Genomic DNA, 23,405 nt, shown 5'->3' with positions numbered 1-23,405 from the left:
TAAAAAAATGTTATTTTTTAGTTAATTCTTAAGAAAAAACAGCGATAATTAACATGTAAAAAAGAAAATATCAACTTTTATTCAGTTGATCGGCAATTTTACGGTCGTTGCTCAATCTTGGTAATTTATTCTGGCCTCCTAATTTTCCGATTGATTTCATATACTCCTGAAATCCATTATTTTGTACTTTAGTAATAACCAAAGGCTGTAAAACATTTCCCGAAATTAAATCATCATAATAAACATTCTGTTTGCACATCGCTTTATCGATCTTTAAAGAAAATGCCTCTAAATCTGTAGGTTCATTTTCAAATTCTATAAACCATTCATGATAAGGCAACCCTTCTTTCGGGTTTATTTGAGGTGCAACAGTAAATTCATTGATACGAATATCGGTTCCTTGCATTGCCTCTTGTAATGCTGCTTCTACTTCTTTGCCAATAACATGTTCGCCAAAAGCTGATATATAATGTTTTATTCTTCCGGAAACAATTACACGGTAAGGCTTCATACTTGTGAACTGAACCGTATCGCCTATATTGTAGGCCCAAAGTCCGGCATTACTTGATAAGATCATTGCATAATTAACTCCTAATTCTACTTCGCCTATGGTATATCTTTTAGGGTTTTCATTGAAAAAATCATCTGCTTTTACGAATTCATAGAAAATTCCTGAATTCAACAACAACAACATTCCTTTCTCTTTTTGGGAATCCTGATAAGCAAAAAAACCTTCTGACGCCGGAAACAATTCAATGGAATCTACTTTTCTTCCTATCAGATTTTCAAATTTTGCTCTGTACGGTTCATAATTCACTCCGCCATAGATGAACAAGTCGAAATTTTTAAAGATCTCTCCAACCGGTTTATGCGCTTTTTCTTTTAATCTTTCAAAATACATCTGTACCCATGAAGGTATTCCTGATATTACCGTCATATTCTCATTGATCGTTTCTTCAACTATAGCATCTACTTTAGTTTCCCAATCTTCAATACAATTAGTTTCCCAACTAGGCATGCGATTTTTTTGCAAATACTGAGGGACGTAATGTGCTACTATTCCGGAAAGTCTGCCTAATTTGATTCCGTTTTTCTCATCTAAAATCGGGCTTCCTTGTAAAAAGATCATTTTGCCATCTACAAAATCTGCTTTACCGGTTTCGTGGATATAGCTCAAAATAGCATTTCGAGCAGCTTCAATATGATAAGGCATTGATGCAGCAGTAAGCGGAATATATTTAGCGCCGGAGGTCGTTCCGGAAGTCTTAGCAAAATAAATGGGTTTTCCGGGCCAAAGTATGTTTTCTTTTCCTTTTACAACCTCATCAACATAAGAACGTAATTGTTCGTAATCGCGAATCGGAACTTTTTTTTGAAAATCCTCATACGATTTAATATCGGCAAACTGGTGGTCTTTCCCGAATCGGGTTTCCTTTGCCTGACGGATTAAATCTTCAAAAACTTTTTTTTGGGTTTCTATTGGATTATCAGCCCATTTTTGGGTTGTATTGTGAATGTATTGCGCAAAAAGTTTCGCGGCAAATGACTTTAGAGACATAACTTATTCAAAATTGATAAATTGCGTTGGATCGATAGGGAAACCATCTTTCCAAAGTTCAAAATGTAATGTAATTCCGGAATTAGGATTTGTTGTTCCTGCCAAAGCAATTACTTCACCCGAACGGATAGTGTCTCCTTGTTTCTTAGTAATTGAAGCCAAGTTTTTATAAACCGATAGAATCCCATCCTGATGACGCATGATAATCACGTATCCGTTAGATGGCGTCCAGTCTGCAAAAACAATAGTTCCGGTTGCTACTGCTTTGATCGGTGTATTGTTCATTAAGGTCAGCGTAACTGCAAGGTGTTTATTAGCGGCATTGTATTTTTCAATTATCTTACCTTGTGCCGGCGGAAATAACACAAAACTTACTTTTGGTTTTGCCGATTCGAATACGTTGAATTTATCTTCCTGCATTACCTGATCGTGCAATTCCTGTTCTGCTTTAGTTGCATTAAGCTTAGATTCGTCTACCACTTGTTTTTCGGCAGCAATCAGTGAATCTTTATTGAACTTTGTATATTCAACTTCCCCAGTCAAAACCTTTTTAATTGAGCTAATGTAGGCTTGATTTTCTTTTACATAAGTTTCTAACGAATCTGATTTTATAGCCAGATTTGTAGCTTCTTTTTTCAGTTTGGTTGAAGCATATCCCGGAATATATTCCCGAAGCGGTGTAAAAGCAATGATATATGTCGTAATTCCTATCAAAAAGATGGCTCCTAATGTTGCCACAACAAACACATTCATTAAGTTAAGTTTTAATGAAAAAGTTTCTTCAAAAGTATCTTCATTAAGGACGATCAGTCTTCTTTTATTGAAGAGTTTTTGTATCAATAACTTTCTTTTGTGCTTTTTCTTGGACATTTCATAGTATTTAGGCTTTACAAATATAATAAATCCCAAAAGAGGTGTTTTGTCAGGAGTAATAATAATTCGTTAAAAAATATGTATTTGTCAATTTCTTATTATCTTTGTCTTATAAATTTATGTAAACATGAATGCATTAGCTATATTTTTAGGTCAAATTGGTCCAGGTTCTTGGGTAATTATCGGGATAGCTATCTTATTACTTTTTGGTGGTAAAAAAATTCCGGAATTAATGAAAGGTTTAGGTGGCGGTGTTAAAGAATTTAAAAACGCTATGAAAGATGAGGAAGAGCCAAAAAGCTCTAAAAAAGAAGACGATACTAAAGAATAAACTTTCTCGTTTTATACAACAATAAAAAAACCTAATTACAGCTGTAATTAGGTTTTTTGTTTTTATATAATCATACTTAATTGTATGCGCTTTCTGGCTTCATCAACCTCAATGACTTTTACTTGTACATGTTGATGTAGTTTCACGACTTCATTTACATCAGAAACGAAACCTTCTTTTAATTGTGATATGTGAACCAATCCGCTTTCTTTGATCCCTATGTCTACAAAGCAACCAAATGCCGTAATATTATTCACAATTCCGGGAACTATCATTCCGGGTTTTACATTTGCTATTGAACGTACGCTTGGATCAAATTCAAAAACTTTAGCTGCTTTTCTCGGGTCTAATCCCGGTTTTTCTAATTCTTTAACAATATCCTGAACTCCTAAGATACCAACGTCTTCCGTTATATATTTTTCGGCTTGAATTTTACTGATTTGTTCTTTGTTACCAATGAGTTCCGAAACCTGAATCCCCAGATCTTTTGCCATTTTTTCGACCATTTTGTACGATTCAGGATGTACGGCAGAATTATCCAACGGATTCTTTCCATCCTTGATACGAATAAAGGCTGCAGCTTGTTGAAAGGCTTTATCACCTAAACGCGGTACTTTTTTCAATTGGCTTCTGTCTTGAAACGGACCGTTCTCAGAACGGAAAGCCACAATATTTTCAGCCATTTTTTCACCAATTCCTGAAACATAACTTAACAATGATTTACTGGCTGTGTTGACATTGATTCCAACGGAATTTACACATCGGATTACAGTAGAATCCAGTTCTTCTTTCAGCTTGGTTTGGTCTACGTCGTGTTGGTATTGCCCTACTCCGATGGATTTCGGATCAATTTTTACCAATTCTGCCAATGGGTCACTCAATCTTCTACCGATTGAAACAGCTCCGCGAACGGTAACATCGTAACTTGAAAATTCTTCTCGCGCAATTTTACTCGCTGAATAAACAGATGCACCGGCTTCGGAAACTACAAAAACCTGAACCGGCTTATCAAAAGCAATTTTTTTAATGAAGAATTCCGTTTCCCTACTCGCTGTTCCGTTACCTATGGAAATCGCTTCAATATTATACGCATTTACCATAGAACGGATTTTTTTCATTGCCATTCCTGTTTCGTTTTGTGGCGCATGCGGATAAATATTTTCGTTGTGTAACAGATCTCCTTTTTCATCTAAACACACTACTTTACAACCTGTTTTATACCCCGGATCAATAGCTAAAATTCGTTTTTCGCCCAATGGCGGTGCTAATAACAACTGTCGTAAATTTTCAGAGAAAACGTCTATAGCTTTGCTATCTGCTTTTTCTTTAGCTTCTTGTAAGACTTCATTTGAAATTGCTGGTTCCAGCAAACGCTTATAACTGTCGTCAATAGCTTTTTCAATATGGAAAGCGCTTTCTCCTTCATTTTTAATGATTGTTTTATCAATAAAACGCAGGGTTTCGTCTTTATCTTCATCAGAAAGTGAAATTTTAAACTTTACAAAACCTTCAGCTTCAGCCCGCAACATGGCTAACAAACGATGTGACGGGGCTTTCATCAGGTTTTCGCTCCATTCAAAATACTGTGAAAATTTTTGTGCATTGTCTTCCTCTTTTTTTGCTTTAACCACTTTGGTTTCTACCACAGCTTTTCGTTGAAAAGTACGACGCAGATTTTTACGAATAAAGATATTTTCATTGATCCATTCGGCAATAATATCACGAGCTCCTTGCAAGGCTTCGTCTTCATTCGCTACTTTATCGTTAATATATTTGGAAGCCAAAAACTCTAAATCATCACTTTTTTGACTCATGATGATCTTTGCCAGAGGTTCTAATCCGTTTTCACGGGCAGTATCAGCTTTCGTTTTGCGTTTCTTTTTATATGGCAGATACAGATCTTCCAATTCCTGTAAATTGAAACTGGTTTCAATTTTTGTCTGTAATTCAGAAGTTAACGCATTTTGTTCTTCTATCGATTTTAAAATCGATTCTTTTCGTTTTATAATTTCATCGAACTGTTTGTTCAATTTCGAAATGGTTTCTATTTGAACCTCATCTAAATTTCCGGTTTTGTCTTTTCTATAACGTGAAATGAATGGTATGGTACAATCTTCTGAAAGTAATTGCAATGTATTTTCAATTCCTTTTACAGGGAACTGAGTTGCATTTTGAATAAATTGTGTGTTCGTCATTTATTTATAAGCATTTATAAAAATAAAAATTGCGCCAGTTAACTGACGCAATTTAGCTAAATTCAGCAAACTGAATTAATCTTGTACAATATAATCTTTTGGATCTACTTTTTTAAATTCGGGTTGGATATTCACGTGATTGATATTGAATTTTTCTAATAAAATTTGTTCTATCTGATTTAAAATTTGATTGAATTCACTCATTTTAATATCTTCTTCACAATCTAAATGTGCCTCTAAATGTAATTCGTCTTCATTTAAGTTCCACAAATGAATGTGGTGCATTTTTTTAACGCCTTTTATTTGATGAACTTCTTTGATAATATCTTTAATATCAATTGATTCCGGGGTAAAAAGCATCAGCATTTTAGTAGCTTTTAACAGTAAATCATAACCAACTATGATAAGATAAATTGCAATCAATAAAGTTAAAACACTGTCTACCCAATAAATTTTATAAAACATCATCAACAATCCGCCCACTAGAACGGCAACTGAAGCCAGCATATCTGTTAACAAATGTAAATAAGCTGATTTCATATTCAGGTTATGATGCGCATCTTTTTGCAGTAATAAAACAGATAATCCGTTTACAACTATTCCTAACAATGCTAACCAAATTACTAAGGTAGGATGAATTTGATGAGGATTAAAAAAACGGTTTATTGCTTCATATATAAGGTATAAAGCCACTATAACTAAAGTAGCGGCATTAGTAAAAGCCGCAATTAATTCGGCTCTTTTGTAACCAAATGTATGATCGAATGAAGCTTTTTTATGCGCTAATTTGTGCGCCACATAACTAAAAACCAATGACAAAACATCTGAAAAATTATGTAGTGCATCTGAAATCAAAGCCAAACTTCCTGAGATCAATCCACCGATCACCTGAGCCAAGGTTATGACTACATTGAGTATAATGGACAATAACAGGTTTTTACCTTTTACTTCGTGTTTATGACTGTGGCTGTGTCCCAAAATTATTTACAGGCAATTTTTTGAACCCTTCTATCGTGTCGGCCTCCTTCAAATTCAGTCGTTAAAAAAGTATGCACCATTTCAACAGCTTGTTCAATAGCTGTAAATCGAGCCGGAATACTAATCACATTTGCATCATTGTGTTGGCGCGCCAGCGCCGAAATTTCTTTGGTCCAACACAGTGCCGCACGAACACCTTGATGTTTGTTCACCGTCATCGCTATTCCATTTCCGGAACCGCAAATTACAATGCCAAAATCAGCTTTTTTAGATTCAACATCATAAGCCACCGGATGACCGAAATCCGGATAATCCACACTTTCAAAAGTATCAGTACCGTGATTGATAACGGTATGCTCATTAAGTTCTAAATATTTAATGATTGCTTTTTTGTATTCCGGACCTGCATGGTCGTTTCCTATTGAAATGATCATAATAATACTATTGTGTTGTTTATAACTACAAAAATAGATATTATCGTCGTATCTTGCTTTACTTATAGAATAATTTTAGTAAAAATGACGTTTAAAGGTGTTATTGATTCATTTGATGAAAATAGTTTAGGGCATGGTCCTTATATAAAAATTCCTGATACTATATTTGAAGCCATGTTGAAACTTTCACCTGACAAAAGAATAAAATGTACCTTAAATTATTTAGTTACTGTAAGCAGAGCCATGTCTCCCAAAGGTGATTTTCATTATATCTTATTGAACAAAGAAGTATTAAAGCTGGCTAATGTTACCATTAGTGATACTGTAAATGTTGAACTTCAACCGGATCAATCAAAATACGGTATTGAAATTACTGAAGAAATGGAAGAAGTTTTATTTTCAGATCCTGAAGGAAGTACGCTTTTTCATCAACTTACTCCCGGAAAACAACGAACCTTAATTACTATTGTTAATAAAATAAAGAGTTCTCAATTGCGCATTGAACGTAGTTTTGTGATTTTGGAACACTTAAAAAAATTAAAAGGTCAGATTGATTTTAAAATACTCCAACAAGATTTTAAAGATTACCGTAACAAAATGCGTTTTTGATAACTATTTCTTTAAATACCAATCAATTATATACTAATTCACATCAAAAAATAGAAGATGTTAATTAAGGTTTACAATTCATTGATTTTTAGTTAATTATAAATTAACATTAATTGTTAATAACTAAATACAGAAAAAGAGAAGTTTTTTTAGAATGATTCAAAAAATTTTGTAATCAAAAATTGCATCGAATAAATCAAGAGAAGTTTTCGCTTTTTTCAAAAAAGTTATCAGGTTATTTTTTACAGTTTTCAACAGATATGAATAGCTAAAGTTTTTTACAAATTCAATATAAAATAGGAAATCAACAGTTGTTAATAACTGAAAAATAAAACACTTCTTCAAATTAAAAATCAAGCTTTTATTAAAAAAAACTATTGTTAATAGCTTTGTATAAAATTGTAAAACTTAAAAAGTACTATTCTTTTCAAAAAGTTATTCCACATATTAACATGCTATAATCATAACCAAAATTTTAAATTTTTAAAAAATCTTTTTTTGTTGTTTTTAATAATTGTTGAAAACTTCAAAATTTTAAAACTGTTACTTTTTTATTAAAACTAAGAATGGACTATTAAATAGTGCTAACTAATTTGTACCTTTCACTAAAATTTGAAATGATATAATGAGTAAGAAATCTAGAAAACTAGGAAAAAAAGCCAAAGACTTTACGGCTTCCATTTTTAAAATACTTGCAAAAGAACCTTCTAAATCCTTTAACTATAAGCAAATTTCTGCAAAGCTTGAACTGACTGATACTAAGAGTAGAAATGAGATCATCAGGGATTTAAAACTTTTAAAATCCCAGGATAAGATTCACGAAGTAGAACCGGGTAAATACCAAATGGTTTCTAAAGCAGAATATTATGAAGGTTATGTTGATATGACTTCTCGTAAAACCGGTTATTTTGTTTGTGATGAATTAGAAAACGATGTTTTTATACCGTTCATTAATTTGAATCACGCTTTAGACGGCGATAAAGTAAAAGCTTATATTTATAACAGAAGAAGTTCTCGAAGGCCAGAAGCAGAAGTTTTAGAAATTTTAGAACGCGATAAAGAAGAATTCGTAGGTGTAATTGATATTCAAAAGAATTTTGCTTTTGTTACCACTTCACATCCGAAGATGTATACTGATATTTTTATTCCGAAAAATAAAATCGGAAAAGCAGAGCATGGTGATGTAGTATTGGTTAAAATGGAAGATTGGCCTAAAAAAGCTGATTCTCCCTTCGGAACAGTTTTAAAAGTACTTGGAAAACCTGGTGAACATGATACAGAGATCCATGCAATTTTAGCAGAATATGGTTTACCGTATGAATTTCCTGTTGAAGTAGAAACTTTTGCAAAAAAATTAGATACTTCGATTACAGAAGATGAAATTGCAAAACGTCGCGATATGCGTGATGTTTTAACATTTACTATAGACCCGAAAGATGCAAAGGATTTTGATGATGCCTTGTCTTTTCAGGTTTTAGAGAACGGAAATTATGAAATTGGTATTCATATAGCCGATGTTTCGCATTATGTACAAGAAGGAACTGTTTTAGATGATGAAGCTTACAACAGAGCTACTTCTGTTTATTTAGTAGATCGTGTAGTTCCTATGTTGCCGGAAGTGTTGAGTAATTTTGCCTGTTCACTTCGTCCGCATGAAGAAAAATACACTTTTTCGGCTGTTTTTCAATTAAATACTAAAGCAGAAGTTGTCGATTCATGGTTCGGTAGAACCGTTATTTATTCTGATCAGCGTTTTGCTTATGAAGAAGCGCAAAACATTATTGAAACAAAATCGGATATAATTCCGGCTGAAATTTCTTTGACCGGAGATGAATATAAAGTAGATAAAAGTATTGTTGAAGCTACTTTAAAGCTTGACGAATTAGCTAAAATTTTACGCAGAAAACGTTTGGCACACGGAGCTATTTCATTTGATAAAGTTGAAGTTAAATTCAATTTGAATGAAAATGCAGAGCCAACAGGTGTTTACTTTAAAATAGCTAAAGATGCTAATCATTTAATTGAAGAATTTATGTTATTGGCTAACCGTAAAGTAGCTGAGTTCATAGGTAAACAAAAGAAAACTTTTGTGTATCGTGTTCATGATGAACCGAATGAAGATAAGTTGATGAACTTACAAATGGTGATCAAAAAATTCGGGTATTCTTTGAATTTTAAATCAAAAGATACAATTTCAAAATCTTTGAATACTTTGTTAGAAGATGTTCAGGGTAAGAAAGAGCAAAATATGGTAGATACTTTAGCGATCCGAAGTATGAGTAAAGCAGCTTATTCTACAGACAACATAGGTCATTACGGTTTAGCATTTGATTTCTACAGTCATTTTACATCGCCTATTCGTCGTTATCCTGATGTTATGGCACATCGTTTGCTACAGTATTATTTAGACGGAGGTAAAAGTGTTGACGAAGAAGCGTATGAAAATAAATGTCGCCATTGTTCGGAAATGGAAAATTTAGCTGCAAATGCCGAACGAGATTCTGTGAAGTATATGCAGGTTAAATTTATGCAGGATCATAAAGATGAAGAATTTTTGGGTGTTATTTCCGGAGTGACCGAATGGGGAATTTATGTTGAAATCGTTGAAAATAAATGTGAAGGAATGTGTCGTATTCGTGAAATCAAAGATGATTATTATGTTTTTGATGAAAAGCAATATGCTTTAGTAGGCGAAGTTTCTAAGAACATTTTACAATTAGGAGATGAAGTTTACGTTAAAGTTAAAAATGCTGATCTGGTTAAAAAGCAACTAGATTTTTGGTATATCCGTAAGAAAGAAGATTAATATAAGTTTGGGATATATTTTAAACTTTAAAAATCAATAAAAATGAAAAAATTATTTTTTACAACCTTATTAGTAAGTTCATTAGCTTTTTCTCAAGTAGAGAAAAAACTGGGAGATTTTGATAAAGTTACTTCTTTTGATCAGATTGATGTTCAATTGGTTAAAGGAAATGAAAATAAAATAATAATTAAAGGAGACAGAGCTAATGAAGTAGAAGTTGTTAATAAAAACGGCGAATTAAAAATAAGGATGCCTCTTACTAAATTATTACAGGGCGATAACATTTCTGTTACTTTATATTATACACATTTAGAAGCAGTTGAAGCAAACGAAGGTTCCAGAATTGCATCTAATGATGTGTTTAAAGCGATTAATTTTGAAATTATTTTAAAAGAAGGTTCAGAAATTTCTTTACAATTAGAAGTGGAACGCTTATCAGCCCGAACAGCAAACGGGAGTATATTAGAACTCAAAGGTACGGTTGAATATGCTGATGTATTAGTAAATTCAGGAGCCAAATATGAAGCTGAAGATCTGATTACTAAACAAACCGTTATTACGGCTAATGCCGGTGGAGAAGCCGAAATTTATGCCACTGATTTTGTAGATGCTAAAGTAAGAGCCGGAGGCGATATTTTAATTTATGGTAAACCGAAACAGATCAATCAGAAAACAATTGCCGGAGGTTCAATTGAACAAGCCGAATAAATAGATAGTTTTTTATAATTAACAATTCAGACAAAGCTTTTTTAAAACTTTCTCAGTTTTAGTAACAAATAGATAGTTTTTCGTAATTTCGTATTATAATAATTACTAATAGCTAGTAACTAATTACTGAAATAGTGCATTATCAAGATATTATAACGGCAATCCCTTGGGGATTGCTTTTAGCATTTTCTATTGGTCCCGGATTTTTTGTGCTTTTAGAAACCAGTATAACAAAAGGTTTTAGAGCAGCTTTAACTTTTGACCTCGGGATTGTATTTGCTGATTTCATCTTTATTTTAATAGCATATTTAAGTACTAATCAACTTTTAGAACAATTAAAAGATAATCCTACTTTGTTTATTGTCGGAGGTATAATCATGTTTGTTTACGGATTAGTGTCTTTTATTTTGTTAAAACGAAATTTTAAAAAGCAAACTGAAATTGAAAAAGACGATGATAATATTCGTAAGAACAATTATTTCGGTTTATTCTTCAAAGGTTTTTTATTGAATTTTATCAATATCGGAGTATTAGGGTTCTGGATGATGATCATTATCACTTATGGTCCCCAAATGAATATGGAAACGGAACGAATTTCTATATTTTTTGCTGCTATTTTAGGTTTCTACTTATTATTTGATATTGCTAAAATTTTGTTAGCCAAACAATTAAAAAACAAATTAACAGCTCAGAACATTTACAAAATAAAACGGGTTATCAGTATGATATTATTGATCTTCGGTTTATTTTTTATACTACAAGGATTCTTTCCGAAAATGAAAGATGACATCACTAAGAAAATTGAAACAGTTGAACGTGAGTGATTTTAAGACATAAAAAGAGCTACTTTTTTAAGTAGCTCTTTCATTTTAGAGGCATCGTCCGGAATATCTTTAATTAATTTTTTCTAAAAATTAGACATAAAAAAAGAGCTACTTAAAAAAGTAACTCTTTATTTCTGAGGCATCGCCCGGATTCGAACCGGGGTAGACGGTTTTGCAGACCGGTGCCTAGCCGCTCGGCCACGACGCCTTTTTATAGGAACGCAAATTTACACATATTTTAATGTAACACAAGAATTTTTTAGTAAATTTTAATTTTAATACACTTTCAAAGCTTATTTTTTACTGTACTTTTGACCGATTTTCATTAAAATTTTATTCATGAAAAAATTACAGCATTTAAAACCTTTATTTAATTTTTTTATAATTGGTTTAATAATCAATAGTTTAAGCAGAATAATCCTTTTTTATATTTTTAAAGAGAGAGTAGTTGAAACTGAAAATTATAGTCAATTATTTTTAATTGGTTTACGTTTTGACGTTATTCTATTGAGTTATTTATCTTTCTTACCTTTTGTTTTAATTACTTTTTTGCCGGATAATTGGTTACAAAAAATAAAAAATTTCTTCACCGTTTATTTTTTATTTTTCCTTTTTATAATGCTTTTAATGGAACTTTCCACTCCGGATTTTGTACACCAATACGATACCCGGCCTAATAGATTATTTTTGGATTATTTAATTTATCCTAAAGAGGTCTTGGGAACTCTTGTAAAAAGTTATTTAGGCTCATTAATAGGTACATTCGTTGTTTTAACGCTTGCTTTGGTTTATGTAATTAAAAAGGGAAAGAAATATTTCTTTCCGGTGTATAACTTTTCCTATTTGTATAAACTGATTACTTTTCTTCCGGTAGGTTTTTTATTGTTTTGGGGTGCTCGTTCCAGTTTGACTTCAAAACGTCCTATAAACGCCAGTAATGCTATTTTTTCATCCGATCAGATGACAAATGCCTTAGCATTGAATTCAACTTATACCGTTGGATTTGCTGCTTATTCTTTAAAGAATGAAGGAAATGTAAAAAAATACGGAAAAATGGATGAAAAAGAGGCATATAATCGTGTGAAAAAGTATATGGATGTAACTGATTTTCTTCCATCCGAGGTTCCTTTTTTACATGAAGTCAAACCGGATTCTGTTCAGCCGAAATATAATGTGGTTATCTTTTTACAGGAAAGTTTAGGAGCAGAATATGTGGGTTGTTTAGGAGGTTTGCCTTTAACACCTGAATTGGATAAACTATCAAAAGAAGGTTTATTGTTTACTAATTTGTATTGTACCGGAACTCGTAGTGTAAGAGGTATAGAACAGGTAACTTCCGGATTTATTCCGAATCCTTCAGAAAGTGTAGTAAAATTAAGTGGTGCTCAACAAGGTTTCTTTACGTTAGCGGAAGCTTTTGGTAATCAAGGTTATGATACCAGTTTTATTTATGGCGGTATGGCTAATTTTGATAATATGGCTTCATTTTTTAACGGTAACGGATTTAAAAATATTATTGATGAAACCGACTTTGATTCAGATGGTAACAACTATGCTCTAAAAGGAACTTGGGGATATAGTGATGAAGATTTAGTTACTAAAGCTAATAATTACTTCAAATCACAAGGTAATACACCTTTCTTTTCTTTGATGTTTTCTACTTCTAATCACGAACCTTTTGAATTTCCAGACGGTAGAATTGATTTGTATGAACAGCCTAAGAATACGGTTCATAATGCTATGAAATATGCTGACTTTGCTATCGGTAAATTCTTTGAATTAGCTAAAAAAGAAGATTATTTTAAGAATACCATTTTTATTGTTATAGCTGATCACAATACGAGAACTTACGGTAAAAACCTGGTTCCGGTGAATAAGTTCCACATTCCCGCTTTGATTATAGGTCCAAAAGTAAAAGCAGGAGTATATGATAAATTAGCCAGTCAAATGGATATAGCTCCTACCCTTTTAGAATTATCAGGTATTACAACGTATTCGCCGATGGTAGGAAGAAATTTAATGAAAAAAGAAGAGGTTGAAGGAAGAGCTATAATGTTGTTCCATGAAACGTATTCATTCAGAATAGGTAACGAAATTGTAGTTTTTAATCCGAATGCAGAGCCTTTACAATTTCAGTTGAAGAATGATACTACTATGATTCCTATGCCTTTAAATAAAGAATTGGCAGCGGATGGCTTAGCTCATATAGTAACTTCAAGTTATTTGTATAAAGAAAGAAAATATAAAAGTAAATAATCCAAAGAAGCTCTTTCAAAGAATATTTTTTGTAGATCTGAATTTGTTTCAGATTTTGAATTTGAAAGAGCTTCTTTTTTAATTTCTGAATTCTTCCATTTCTATAGTAACACTTTCTACATCACCACCTATCGGAGGATTTAATTTAGAAACACCCACTTTGATGCGCGAGACTTGTGGTAATTCTTTAAAAATTCTTACAATGATACGATGAGCTACATGTTCTAATAGTTTAGCTTTTTCAGCCATTTCTTCAGTAACTATCTTATTCAGATGTACATAATCAACAGTATCGTGAAGATCATCAGTTTCAGCAGATTTTCTCAGATCAGTTTTAATTTCCAGATCTACTCTATAATCGCTTCCTATTTTTCCTTCTTCAATTAAACAACCGTGATAAGCAAAAACTCTTATATTATTTAATCTTATGGTTCCCATTAATACTTAGTTTCAAGTTATACGCTCAAAGTTAAGATGTATTTTATATTTAAACAATTAAACATTTTCTATCTTTGCAAAAACATTGAAAAAATAATATGTCAACTGAAGAAAAATCATTGAATTTCATTGAACAAATCATTGAAGAAGATTTAAAAAACGGTTTGTCAAAAGATAAATTACGTTTCCGATTTCCACCGGAACCGAACGGCTATTTACATGTGGGTCATGCCAGTGCTATCTGTTTGAATTTCGGTTTAGGTATTGATTACAAGGCTCCGGTTAATTTACGTTTTGACGATACGAATCCTTCCAAAGAAGAACAGGAATATGTAGATGCTATTAAAAGAGATATAGAATGGCTTGGTTTTCAATGGGATAAAGAGTGTTATGCTTCTGATTATTTTCAGCAATTGTACGATTGGGCGGTTGAATTGATCAAAAAAGGTAAAGCGTATGTTGACGATCAGACTTCTGAAGAAATGGCGCAACAAAAGGGTACGCCAACGAAACCGGGAACTAATAGCCCGAATAGAGATCGTTCAGTAGAAGAAAATTTAGATTTACTGGAACGCATGAAAAACGGTGAATTTCCTAATGGAAGTTATGTTTTACGTGCCAAAATTGATATGGCATCGCCTAATATGTTAATGCGTGACCCGATCATGTACCGAATCATGCATGCAGCTCATCACAGAACTGGTAATTCATGGTGTATTTACCCAATGTATGACTGGGCACATGGTGAAAGTGATTATATAGAACAAGTATCACATTCTTTGTGTACACTTGAGTTTTTGCCACATAGAGAATTGTATGACTGGTTTTTAACTAACATTTACGATGAGTCAAAAGTAAGACCAAAACAACGTGAATTTGCACGTAGAAATTTGTCGCACACAGTGGTGTCTAAAAGAAAACTATTGCAATTAGTAAATGAAGGATATGTTACCGGTTGGGACGATCCGCGTATGAGTACTATTTCCGGTATGAGAAGACGAGGTTATACACCGGCATCCATCCGTAATTTTGCAAAAACTATCGGTATTGCTAAGCGTACAAATTTGATAGATGTTTCTTTACTTGAGTTTTGTGTTCGTGAAGATCTGAATAAAATAGCTCCTCGTGTTATGGCTGTTTTAGATCCGGTTAAATTGGTAATTACTAATTATCCGGAAGGAAAAGAAGAATGGCTTGATGCGGAAAATAATCCTGAGGAAGAAAACATGACCTATAGAAAAGTACCTTTTTCAAGAGAATTATATATTGAAAGGGAAGACTTTTTAGAAGAGGCTAGTAAAAAATTTTTCCGTTTATCAATCGGAAAAGAAGTACGTCTAAAAAATGCATATATTATTAAAGGTGAATCAGTTGTAAAAGATGAAAATGGTAATATTACCGAAATTCATTGTACCTATGATGAAGATTCTCGTTCGGGTAGCGGTACTGAAGCTAGTAAGCGTAAAGTAAAAGGAACTATTCACTGGGTTTCAATTTCTCATGCTAAAGCAGCAGAAGTTAGGGTATATGATCGTTTGTTTACACATGAAAATCCTGATGGAAATAAAGAAGTTGATTTTAAAGAATATATTAATCCGGTATCATTGAAAGTTATCACAGGTTATGTAGAACCTAGTTTAGTTACGGCTAAAGATCTGGATCATTTTCAGTTTCAGCGTTTAGGTTATTTTTGTGTGGATAGAGACTCAACACCGGAAAAATTAGTTTTTAATAAAACGGTTGGTTTACGAGACACTTGGGCAAAAATAAGCGAATAGTAATTCGTTTTTCAGTTTCCATAGATTTGTCATTTCGACTAAAAGGAGAAATCACATACAATATTTTAAACCTTCAAGAATAAACTTGAAGGTTTTTTATTTTTGATAGTTCGGGCTTTTAATTATTATTAAAAATTATTATATTATCTTTTTTTATTATTTTATCTAATAATAAATAAAAACTATTTAAAAATATTTTTTTATAATTTATATCTTTTAAAAACGACTTTTATATTTTAAATTTAAGACATTTTAAAAAAAGAGTAATATGATTTTATAGTAGAACTAAAGTAAGTTGATTTAAAGGCTTAATTTTTAATTTTAGTTTTGTAAAAGAAATTATATAGATGAAAACTATAATTTATATCAATTAATATATATTTTTATTATAAACAAAAAAACCATCAGTTGAAACTGATGGTTTTTTGTTAGTTAAACAGAATTTTTTTATTTCAGTATATAATTAAGCTTCTTGGTCATCTTCTGAGCTTTTCTTTTTAGCTGCTTTTTTCATGGCTTCGCCAACTTGATTACTTGCTGTGAAACTAGCTACCATATTATTTAACATGTCACTTCCCGCTTGTGGAGAATTAGGTAACAGGATCAGGTTACTATTTGTATCACTACCGATTGATTGTAAAGTATCATAATGTTGCGTTACCACAATTAATGCAGATGCTTCCTGAGAATTGATGCCTACTTTATTCAACACATCTACTGATTCTACTAAACCACGTGCAATTTCTCTACGTTGATCTGCAATACCCTGACCTTGTAATCTTTTACTTTCCGCTTCTGCTTTAGCTTTGGCTACAATTCTGATACGTGATGCTTCCGCTTCATATTCAGCAGCAGTTTTTTCACGATCAGCGGCATTAATACGGTTCATTGCATTTTTAACCTGAATATCCGGATCAATATCAGTAATTAAAGTATTGATAATGTCATACCCATAAGTTGACATGGCTTCGTTTAATTCTCTTTTTACAGCAATTGCAATATCATCTTTTCTTTCGAAAACATCGTCTAATTTTAGTTTCGGAACTTCAGCACGAACTACGTCAAAAACATAAGATGTAATCTGATCGTGAGGATATTCTAATTTATAAAACGCTTCGTATACTTTGTCTTGCAATACTTTAAACTGAACGGAAACTTTAAGTTTTACGAATACGTTGTCTTTAGTTTTAGTTTCAATAATAACGTCTAACTGTTGAATTCTTAAGTTAACTCTTCCGGCTACTCTGTCAATTATAGGAATTTTTAATTGTAAACCAGAATTACGTATACTATTAAACTTCCCGAAACGTTCTATAATTACAGAAGTTTGTTGTTTAACGGTAAAAAATAAGGAAATAATAAAAATAACGATTACTCCGAGAACAATGTACATATTTTAATTTTTAATTGGTTACGGTTATTATACGCTTTTTTAGAAAAAAAGTTACAGTATTTAATATTAAACCCTAATTTTGACACAAAACCCTAATTTATATGAAGAAAATAATTGTTCTATTAACCGTTTTAATTTCCATCAGTTCTATAGCACAATATGGATATCGTGATAATAATAGAATCGGAATATCAGGAGGTATTACTCAGCTAAGTTTATTTTCAAATCAATTTAATGCCAGCCCGCAAGCAGGTTGGATTGCCGGTTTATCACTTAGAGGAAATTACTATAACAACTGGCAGGCAGTTTTTGGTATGCATTTTACGGATAGTAATTTTTCTTTACAATCCGTTACAAATGAAGATATTAATTTTAAATTAAGTGCTGTTCAGATATATTTAGTAGCTAGTTATATGGTTGTTGAAAACCATTTAACACTAGAAATTGGTCCGGTTTTACAAGTTAACAGTAAATTAAAGATCGATGGGAAAGATGAATATAAATTTTTGAAAGACAGTCCGTTATTGACAGCTAACGATATAGTGGATATTACAAAAATAAACGGAAATCTGTATGCAGGTGTTACAGCCGGATTGAAAAGAGTTCGTTTACATTTTAGTTATCAGTATGGTTTAAATAACATCATGAATAACTTAAATAAAAAGGATGAATTAGTCCTTTTAAATGGTAATAAAAAATTTAAAGGAAATATCGGATTAATAAGTGGAATGATTACTTTTTATTTATAATAGAAACCCCTCAACAATGTTGAGGGGTTTCTTTTTTTATACTGTAGTAATTGCTTTTTCAATACGTTTGATGGTCTCTTCTTTACCAAGCATTTCAATGATATCAAACAAATGGGGACCTTTTAACTCGCCTACGAGGCTTAAACGTAGTGGTTGCATTACTTTTCCCATCCCTATTTCATTTGTTGTCATCCATTCTTTCAAATTGTTTTCAATAGTTTGAGACGTAAAATCTGAATAAGAAGCTAATTGTTCAATTACTTGTTTTAGTAATTCCTTTGTTGCTTCATTCCATTTTTTTGTTACTTTTTCATCGTATGATGTTGGAGCTACAAAGAAATAATCGGATAAATCCCAAAGATCCGTAATAAAATTAGCCCTGTCTTTTACCTGAGCAACAACTTTAGTTAAATACTCTAAAGTTGTCGCAATTCCTTTTTCTTTAACAATCGGAGCAAAAAGGACAGCCAATTCTTCATCAGTTTTTTTGATCAGGTATTGATGGTTGAACCATTTATTTTTTTCCGGATCAAATTTTGCGCCCGATTTATTTACTCTGGCTAAATCAAAAGAAGCAATCAATTCGTCTAAACTAAACAATTCTTTCTCCGTTCCGTCGTTCCAACCTAATAGTGCTAAGAAGTTGACTACAGCTTCCGGAAAATAGCCTTGTTCACGATACCCCATTGATGTAGATTCCTCTGTTTTCCATTCTAAAGGAAATACAGGGAATCCCATTTTATCACCATCACGTTTAGATAATTTTCCGTTTCCGACTGGTTTTAGTATCAATGGTAAATGTGCAAATTCAGGTGCTTCCCAACTAAAAGCTTTGTATAATAAATAGTGTAACGGTAAGCTTGGCAACCATTCTTCTCCACGAATTACATGAGAGGTTTCCATTAAATGGTCGTCAACAATATTAGCTAAATGATAGGTTGGCATACCATCACTTTTGTACAATACTTTATCATCTAATAAATTGGTATCAAACTTAACCGTTCCACGAATGATGTCATTCAATTCTAAAACTTCATTGGTCGGCGTTTTGAAACGGACTACAAAAGCATCACCATTAGTAATACGCTCTGAAACTTTTTCATGAGATAATGCTAATGAGTTATCTAATTGTTCTCTGACGGTATGATTATAGATAAATGTTTTACCTTCAGCTTCTGCTTGCTTTCTTAATTCATCTAATTTTTCAGCAGAATCAAAAGCATAATATGCCCAACCATTTGTAATTAATTGTTCTGCATATTCTTTATACATGGCCTTGCGTTCACTTTGTCTGTACGGACCGAATTTTTCATTTTTTCCAACGGTTTCATCAGGAGCAATTCCTAACCATTCCAATGCTTCAAAAATATAAGCTTCAGCACCCGGAACAAATCGAGTTTGATCAGTATCTTCAATTCTTAAATAAAACGTTCCGCCATTTTTTTTGGCAAATAAATAATTAAATAAAGCTGTACGAACTCCTCCGATATGTAAAGGACCTGTAGGACTTGGAGCAAAACGAACTCTAACTGGTTTTGACATAGTTTAGTATTTGATTCTTTTTTTGATTCAATTTCGCTGCAAAGATACGATACACAGTTAAAATTTAGGCTCTTATGATTAGTTTCTCTATAAATTTTAGCTATTGCCCTATGTAAAAATAAATTGTACTTTTATTGGTTAAATGCAAATGCAAAAGAACCTTGGAAACAAAATCAATCATTTACAGTAAATTAGAGGCTTTCATTAAGAAGTATTATACGAATGAGATCATAAAAGGAACTTTACTTTTTGTGGCTTTAGGACTTTTATACTTTTTATTTACGTTGCTCGTGGAACATTTTTTATGGCTTTCTACTTCTGGGCGTACTATTTTATTTTGGCTTTTTATTGTTGTCGAAGTTTTTTTGTTGGCCAAGTTTATTATTTTGCCGTTCTTCAAACTCTTTAAATTGCAAAAGGGAATTGATTACGCGGAAGCTTCAAAAATCATTGGAAATCATTTTTCTGATGTAGGCGATAAACTGTTGAATTTTTTACAACTTTCAGATGCTGCTCAGCGATCAGAATTGTTATTGGCTTCGATCGATCAAAAGGCTAATGCTTTACAGCCTATTCCTTTTTCCAATGCTGTTGATCTTTCTAAAAACAGGAAGTATTTGCCTTATGCTCTGATACCGATCATTGTATTGCTTCTGTTTTTTATTACCGGTAATTCTTCGGTAATTGAAAATAGTTTATCACGTGTAGTGCATTATGAAACGGCTTACACTCCCCCTGCTCCATTTCATTTTGATATTTTGAATAAAAATTTAGTTGTTAAACAACACGATAATTTTACTTTAATTGTCATTGCACAAGGGAAAGTTATTCCTGAGAATGTTAAGATAAGGATTGGTAATGAGAACTATTTTATGGAAACAGTTTCTCCGGGTAAATTTCAATATAATTTAGATAATGTTTTGCATAATGTAGAATTCCAATTGATTTCCAATGAAGTGGTTTCTGAGCAATATGTTTTACAAGTTGTAGATGTTCCAACTATTTCAAATTTTAGTATGAAACTGATCTTTCCTAGTTATCTTGATAGAGCAAGTGAAACAGTTACTGGAACAGGAAATATTATTGTTCCGGAAGGAACAAAGATTAATTGGGATATTTCGGCACAGGCTACTACCGAGATTGATTTTGTTGATAATGGTAAGACCTTTGCTTTTCAGTTAAACGAGAAGGTATTTTCGTATTCCAAAGTAATCAAAAACCCTTTAGAATACCAAATAGTAACATCTAATGCACAGTTAAAAGCTTATGAAAAATTAGTGTATTCTATTGATGTGGTAAAAGATCAGCATCCGGTTATCAATGCTAATTTTGCTCCTGATAGTTTAAAAGTTAATTCTCAAATGATCATTGGCCAAGTTTCTGATGATTATGGTTTATCGAAATTACAAGTAGTTTTTTATGATAAGGATGATAAAGAAAAACTAAGAAAAGCTATTCTCCCATTGCAAAAAGGTTTATATGATCGCTTTGTTTACACTTTTCCGTCAGGTTTAAAATTAGAACCAGGGATTTCTTATGAATATTATTTCGAAGTATTTGATAATGATATAGTTAATGGTAATAAAAGTGCTAAAACTAATATTTTTAAACATTATGAGTTAACTTCCAATGAAAAAGATGATATTTTACTGAAAAATCAACAGGAGAATATTAATGCATTAGAAAAATCTTTACAGGATCAAGAGAAACAATTAGAAAAGATGAACGATTTAGAACGTCTGAATAAGGAAAAATCATCTTTAAATTTTCCAGATCAAAAGAAAATAAAAGACTTCATTTTTAAGCAACAAAGACAGGAAGAAATGATGAAAGAATTCTCAAAAAAATTAGAGGAAAATATTAAGGATTTTAAGAAAGAAGATTCACCCGAAAACAAAGAATTAGAACGGCGTTTAGATGAGTTTCAAAAAGAATCTGAAAAGAATGAGAAGCTTCTGGAAGAGTTAGAGAAACTAACAGAGAAATTACAGAAAGAAGATTTATTTAAAAAAGCAGATCAATTAAAGCAAAATGCAAAGAATCAGCAAATGAGTTTAGAGCAACTTGTAGAATTAACTAAGCGATATTATGCTGAAGAAAAGGCTAAACAAATTGCAGAAAAATTAGATCAGCTGGGAGATAAGCAAGAAGAACTTGCAAAAGAGAATCAAGAGAAAAACACCAAAGAAGAACAAGATAAAATCAATCAGGAGTTCGATCAAATTAAGGAAGAATTAAATCAGTTAGAAAAGGAAAATAATGAATTGGAGTCTCCTTTAGATATACCTGATACTGATAGTGAAGAAAAGGATATTGATAACGATTTGGATAAGGCGTCTGACCAACTTCAAAAAAAGAATACTCAAAAAGCGCAGTCCAGTCAGAAATCAGCAGGGCAAAAAATGAAGGAAATGAGTAGTCAAATGATGAATTCTTTAGATGCTGGAAATTCAATGCAGATGCAGGAAGATATAAGAGCATTACGTCAGATCTTGGATAATTTATTAGCTTTTTCTTTTAACCAGGAGGATTTGCTAGAAACCACTGATCATGCACAATCATCATCTTTACAATTCAATAAAATTTTAAAGGAGCAGCAAAATTTAAAGATACAGTTCAAGCACATTGATGATAGTATTTTTGCTGTAGCCAAAAGAAATCCTATGATCTCAGAAGTTGTTTTGAATGAGGTAGGAAATGTTCATTATAATTTAGATCACGCCCTTTCTACCCTATCTGAAAATAATTTTTACAAAGGAAAAGGACACCAGCAATATACTTTGACTGCTGCTAACACACTTGCTGATCTATTGAGTAATATTCAAAGTAATATGATGATGCAAATGCAGATGCAAATGTCCGGTCAGGGTCAGGGTAAACCGCAACCTGGTAAAGGTTCCGGTGGAGGTATGCAACTTCCGGATATTATCAAACAGCAACAAGAGTTGGGTGGTAAAATGGAAGAAGGAATGGGTAAAGGAAAAGAGAAAGGAAGTGAAAAAGGAAAAGAGAGCGGTAATGAAGGTGGCAGTGAAAGGGGTCAGGGAAATAGTGGTCAACAGAATGGTGACAACGGGACAAGCGAAGGAAAAGCCGGTGAAATTTTAGAGATATTAAAACAACAACAACAATTGCGTAATGCTTTGCAACAGGCTTTAGAAAAAGAGGGGAATACAGTGATAGGTCAGTCTGCATTAGATAAGATGAAAGATATTGAAAAGCAGTTGTTGAATAAAGGTTTTAAAAATGAAACGTTACAAAAGATGTTGAATCTGAATCATGAATTATTAAAATTAGAAAAAGCTATTCAGCAACAAGGAGAGGATAATAAGAGAAAATCTAACACCAATAAGGAGGTTTACAATGGCACGTCTAAAGCTTTGCCCGACACCGTGAAAGATTATTTGAATAGTATTGAAATTTTAAACAGACAAACACTACCTTTGCACCCGAATTATAATAAAAAGGTTCAAAATTATTTTAACCAACATGATTAGTTTTAACTACGAAATTGATTTTGCTTTAGAAAATGAAGATTTATATTCAGAGTGGATTGAGTCTGTTGTTGAATCTGAAGGAAAAACTCTTGGCGAAATCAATTATATATTTTGTAATGATGAGTATTTGCATCAGATCAATATGCAATATTTAAACCACGATACATTAACTGATATTATTAGTTTCGATTATACAGAAGGGGATATTATTAGTGGTGATATCTTTCTTTCTATTGAGCGTGTAAAAGATAATGCCAAGGATTTCAAGGTTCCCTTTTCTGAAGAGCTAAAAAGAGTAATGGCTCATGGTGTTTTACATTATTGTGGTTATAAAGATAAGTCTGAAGCTGATGAGCAACTAATGAGAGCTAAAGAAGAAGAAAAAATAAAAATGTTCCACGTGAAACATTAAGTCGCTTCTTTATTCTTTTTTTTT

At 32.2% G+C, this 23,405-nt stretch carries 18 protein-coding genes and 1 tRNA gene; 10 read left to right on the top strand and 9 right to left on the bottom strand.

Annotation, left to right across the window (positions count from 1 at the left end):
- Positions 1-70: 70 nt before the first annotated feature.
- Together NHF50_RS06930 and NHF50_RS06925 are read right to left on the bottom strand one after the other, a co-directional pair.
- Positions 71-1,558 carry a GH3 auxin-responsive promoter family protein gene (locus tag NHF50_RS06930; protein ID WP_109569020.1) on the bottom strand — a complete coding sequence of 496 codons (1,488 nt, stop codon included), beginning with the start codon at positions 1,556-1,558 and terminating at the stop codon, positions 71-73.
- A gap of 3 nt (positions 1,559-1,561) precedes the next feature.
- A complete protein-coding gene (locus NHF50_RS06925; RefSeq protein ID WP_109569019.1) occupies positions 1,562-2,428 on the bottom strand; it encodes a murein hydrolase activator EnvC in 867 nt (288 codons plus the stop codon).
- A 130-nt stretch (positions 2,429-2,558) separates the two neighbouring features.
- On the opposite strand from NHF50_RS06925, the gene NHF50_RS06920 reads away from it, so the two are divergent.
- The gene (locus tag NHF50_RS06920; protein ID WP_109569018.1) at positions 2,559-2,762 is read left to right on the top strand and encodes a twin-arginine translocase TatA/TatE family subunit; all 204 of its coding nucleotides are present in this window, start codon (positions 2,559-2,561) and stop codon (positions 2,760-2,762) included.
- A 62-nt stretch (positions 2,763-2,824) separates the two neighbouring features.
- On the opposite strand, the gene NHF50_RS06915 is transcribed toward NHF50_RS06920, so the two are convergent.
- From NHF50_RS06915 to rpiB, 3 genes are all read right to left on the bottom strand, one after another.
- Complete coding sequence (locus NHF50_RS06915; RefSeq protein ID WP_252775481.1) at positions 2,825-4,957, bottom strand: Tex family protein; 2,133 nt, start codon at positions 4,955-4,957, stop codon at positions 2,825-2,827.
- Positions 4,958-5,032: 75 nt separating this feature from the next.
- Positions 5,033-5,935 carry a cation diffusion facilitator family transporter gene (locus NHF50_RS06910; RefSeq protein ID WP_109569016.1) on the bottom strand — a complete coding sequence of 301 codons (903 nt, stop codon included), beginning with the start codon at positions 5,933-5,935 and terminating at the stop codon, positions 5,033-5,035.
- A 2-nt stretch (positions 5,936-5,937) separates the two neighbouring features.
- A complete protein-coding gene (gene rpiB / locus NHF50_RS06905; RefSeq protein WP_109569015.1) occupies positions 5,938-6,369 on the bottom strand; it encodes a ribose 5-phosphate isomerase B in 432 nt (143 codons plus the stop codon).
- Positions 6,370-6,453: 84 nt separating this feature from the next.
- On the opposite strand from rpiB, the gene NHF50_RS06900 reads away from it, so the two are divergent.
- From NHF50_RS06900 to NHF50_RS06885, 4 genes are all read left to right on the top strand, one after another.
- Positions 6,454-6,978 (top strand): YdeI/OmpD-associated family protein, encoded by a 525-nt coding sequence (locus NHF50_RS06900; RefSeq protein WP_252775480.1) that lies wholly within the window; start codon positions 6,454-6,456, stop codon positions 6,976-6,978.
- A gap of 625 nt (positions 6,979-7,603) precedes the next feature.
- Positions 7,604-9,784, top strand: coding sequence for a ribonuclease R (gene rnr, locus NHF50_RS06895; protein ID WP_109569012.1), 2,181 nt, complete (start codon positions 7,604-7,606; stop codon positions 9,782-9,784).
- Positions 9,785-9,826: 42 nt separating this feature from the next.
- Positions 9,827-10,492, top strand: a complete 666-nt coding sequence (locus NHF50_RS06890; RefSeq protein ID WP_252775479.1) for a head GIN domain-containing protein — start codon at positions 9,827-9,829, stop codon at positions 10,490-10,492.
- A 134-nt stretch (positions 10,493-10,626) separates the two neighbouring features.
- Positions 10,627-11,316 (top strand): LysE family translocator, encoded by a 690-nt coding sequence (locus NHF50_RS06885; RefSeq protein ID WP_109569010.1) that lies wholly within the window; start codon positions 10,627-10,629, stop codon positions 11,314-11,316.
- Between the two features lie 137 nt (positions 11,317-11,453).
- Here NHF50_RS06885 and NHF50_RS06880 read toward each other — a convergent pair.
- Positions 11,454-11,524, bottom strand: a tRNA-Cys gene (locus tag NHF50_RS06880).
- Positions 11,525-11,943: 419 nt separating this feature from the next.
- On the opposite strand from NHF50_RS06880, the gene NHF50_RS06875 reads away from it, so the two are divergent.
- Positions 11,944-13,572 (top strand): LTA synthase family protein, encoded by a 1,629-nt coding sequence (locus NHF50_RS06875; RefSeq protein ID WP_252775478.1) that lies wholly within the window; start codon positions 11,944-11,946, stop codon positions 13,570-13,572.
- Between the two features lie 78 nt (positions 13,573-13,650).
- Here NHF50_RS06875 and folB read toward each other — a convergent pair whose 3' ends face one another.
- Positions 13,651-14,010, bottom strand: coding sequence for a dihydroneopterin aldolase (gene folB / locus NHF50_RS06870; protein WP_109569008.1), 360 nt, complete (start codon positions 14,008-14,010; stop codon positions 13,651-13,653).
- A 98-nt stretch (positions 14,011-14,108) separates the two neighbouring features.
- Here folB and NHF50_RS06865 point away from each other — a divergent pair, with 98 nt between their 5' ends.
- Positions 14,109-15,788: a glutamine--tRNA ligase/YqeY domain fusion protein gene (locus tag NHF50_RS06865; protein WP_252775477.1), complete on the top strand. Its 1,680-nt coding sequence runs from the start codon at positions 14,109-14,111 to the stop codon at positions 15,786-15,788.
- A gap of 463 nt (positions 15,789-16,251) precedes the next feature.
- Here NHF50_RS06865 and NHF50_RS06860 read toward each other — a convergent pair whose 3' ends face one another.
- Positions 16,252-17,181 (bottom strand): SPFH domain-containing protein, encoded by a 930-nt coding sequence (locus NHF50_RS06860; protein WP_109569006.1) that lies wholly within the window; start codon positions 17,179-17,181, stop codon positions 16,252-16,254.
- 101 nt (positions 17,182-17,282) lie between these two features.
- Here NHF50_RS06860 and NHF50_RS06855 point away from each other — a divergent pair, with 101 nt between their 5' ends.
- On the top strand, positions 17,283-17,930 hold the full coding sequence (locus tag NHF50_RS06855) for a hypothetical protein (protein ID WP_109569005.1): 648 nt from the start codon (positions 17,283-17,285) through the stop codon (positions 17,928-17,930).
- Positions 17,931-17,966: 36 nt separating this feature from the next.
- Here the strand turns inward: NHF50_RS06855 and gltX are convergent, their stop codons facing one another.
- Positions 17,967-19,472, bottom strand: coding sequence for a glutamate--tRNA ligase (gltX, locus tag NHF50_RS06850; protein ID WP_252775476.1), 1,506 nt, complete (start codon positions 19,470-19,472; stop codon positions 17,967-17,969).
- A gap of 161 nt (positions 19,473-19,633) precedes the next feature.
- On the opposite strand from gltX, the gene NHF50_RS06845 reads away from it, so the two are divergent.
- Positions 19,634-22,969: a hypothetical protein gene (locus tag NHF50_RS06845; protein ID WP_252775475.1), complete on the top strand. Its 3,336-nt coding sequence runs from the start codon at positions 19,634-19,636 to the stop codon at positions 22,967-22,969.
- Positions 22,962-23,381, top strand: coding sequence for an rRNA maturation RNase YbeY (gene ybeY / locus NHF50_RS06840; RefSeq protein ID WP_252775474.1), 420 nt, complete (start codon positions 22,962-22,964; stop codon positions 23,379-23,381). Before NHF50_RS06845 ends, ybeY begins: the two co-directional genes overlap by 8 nt.
- The last annotated feature ends 24 nt before the right edge of the window (positions 23,382-23,405 follow it).

It is taken from the genome of Flavobacterium sp. NRK F10, from assembly GCF_024054235.1.
Classification (GTDB): domain Bacteria; phylum Bacteroidota; class Bacteroidia; order Flavobacteriales; family Flavobacteriaceae; genus Flavobacterium; species Flavobacterium sediminis.
The sequence above is the reverse complement of the archived record's forward strand: the minus strand, read 5'-3'. Positions and strand labels throughout refer to the sequence as shown.

Coding starts and splice junctions, on each gene's coding strand:
- NHF50_RS06930 (WP_109569020.1), bottom strand. CDS start 1,558: ATGTCTCTAAAGTCATTTGCCGCGAAACTTTTTGCGCAATACATTCAC.
- NHF50_RS06925 (WP_109569019.1), bottom strand. CDS start 2,428: ATGTCCAAGAAAAAGCACAAAAGAAAGTTATTGATACAAAAACTCTTC.
- NHF50_RS06920 (WP_109569018.1), top strand. CDS start 2,559: ATGAATGCATTAGCTATATTTTTAGGTCAAATTGGTCCAGGTTCTTGG.
- NHF50_RS06915 (WP_252775481.1), bottom strand. CDS start 4,957: ATGACGAACACACAATTTATTCAAAATGCAACTCAGTTCCCTGTAAAA.
- rpiB (WP_109569015.1), bottom strand. CDS start 6,369: ATGATCATTTCAATAGGAAACGACCATGCAGGTCCGGAATACAAAAAA.
- NHF50_RS06900 (WP_252775480.1), top strand. CDS start 6,454: ATGACGTTTAAAGGTGTTATTGATTCATTTGATGAAAATAGTTTAGGG.
- rnr (WP_109569012.1), top strand. CDS start 7,604: ATGAGTAAGAAATCTAGAAAACTAGGAAAAAAAGCCAAAGACTTTACG.
- NHF50_RS06890 (WP_252775479.1), top strand. CDS start 9,827: ATGAAAAAATTATTTTTTACAACCTTATTAGTAAGTTCATTAGCTTTT.
- NHF50_RS06875 (WP_252775478.1), top strand. CDS start 11,944: ATGGAACTTTCCACTCCGGATTTTGTACACCAATACGATACCCGGCCT.
- folB (WP_109569008.1), bottom strand. CDS start 14,010: ATGGGAACCATAAGATTAAATAATATAAGAGTTTTTGCTTATCACGGT.
- NHF50_RS06865 (WP_252775477.1), top strand. CDS start 14,109: ATGTCAACTGAAGAAAAATCATTGAATTTCATTGAACAAATCATTGAA.
- NHF50_RS06860 (WP_109569006.1), bottom strand. CDS start 17,181: ATGTACATTGTTCTCGGAGTAATCGTTATTTTTATTATTTCCTTATTT.
- NHF50_RS06855 (WP_109569005.1), top strand. CDS start 17,283: ATGAAGAAAATAATTGTTCTATTAACCGTTTTAATTTCCATCAGTTCT.
- gltX (WP_252775476.1), bottom strand. CDS start 19,472: ATGTCAAAACCAGTTAGAGTTCGTTTTGCTCCAAGTCCTACAGGTCCT.
- ybeY (WP_252775474.1), top strand. CDS start 22,962: ATGATTAGTTTTAACTACGAAATTGATTTTGCTTTAGAAAATGAAGAT.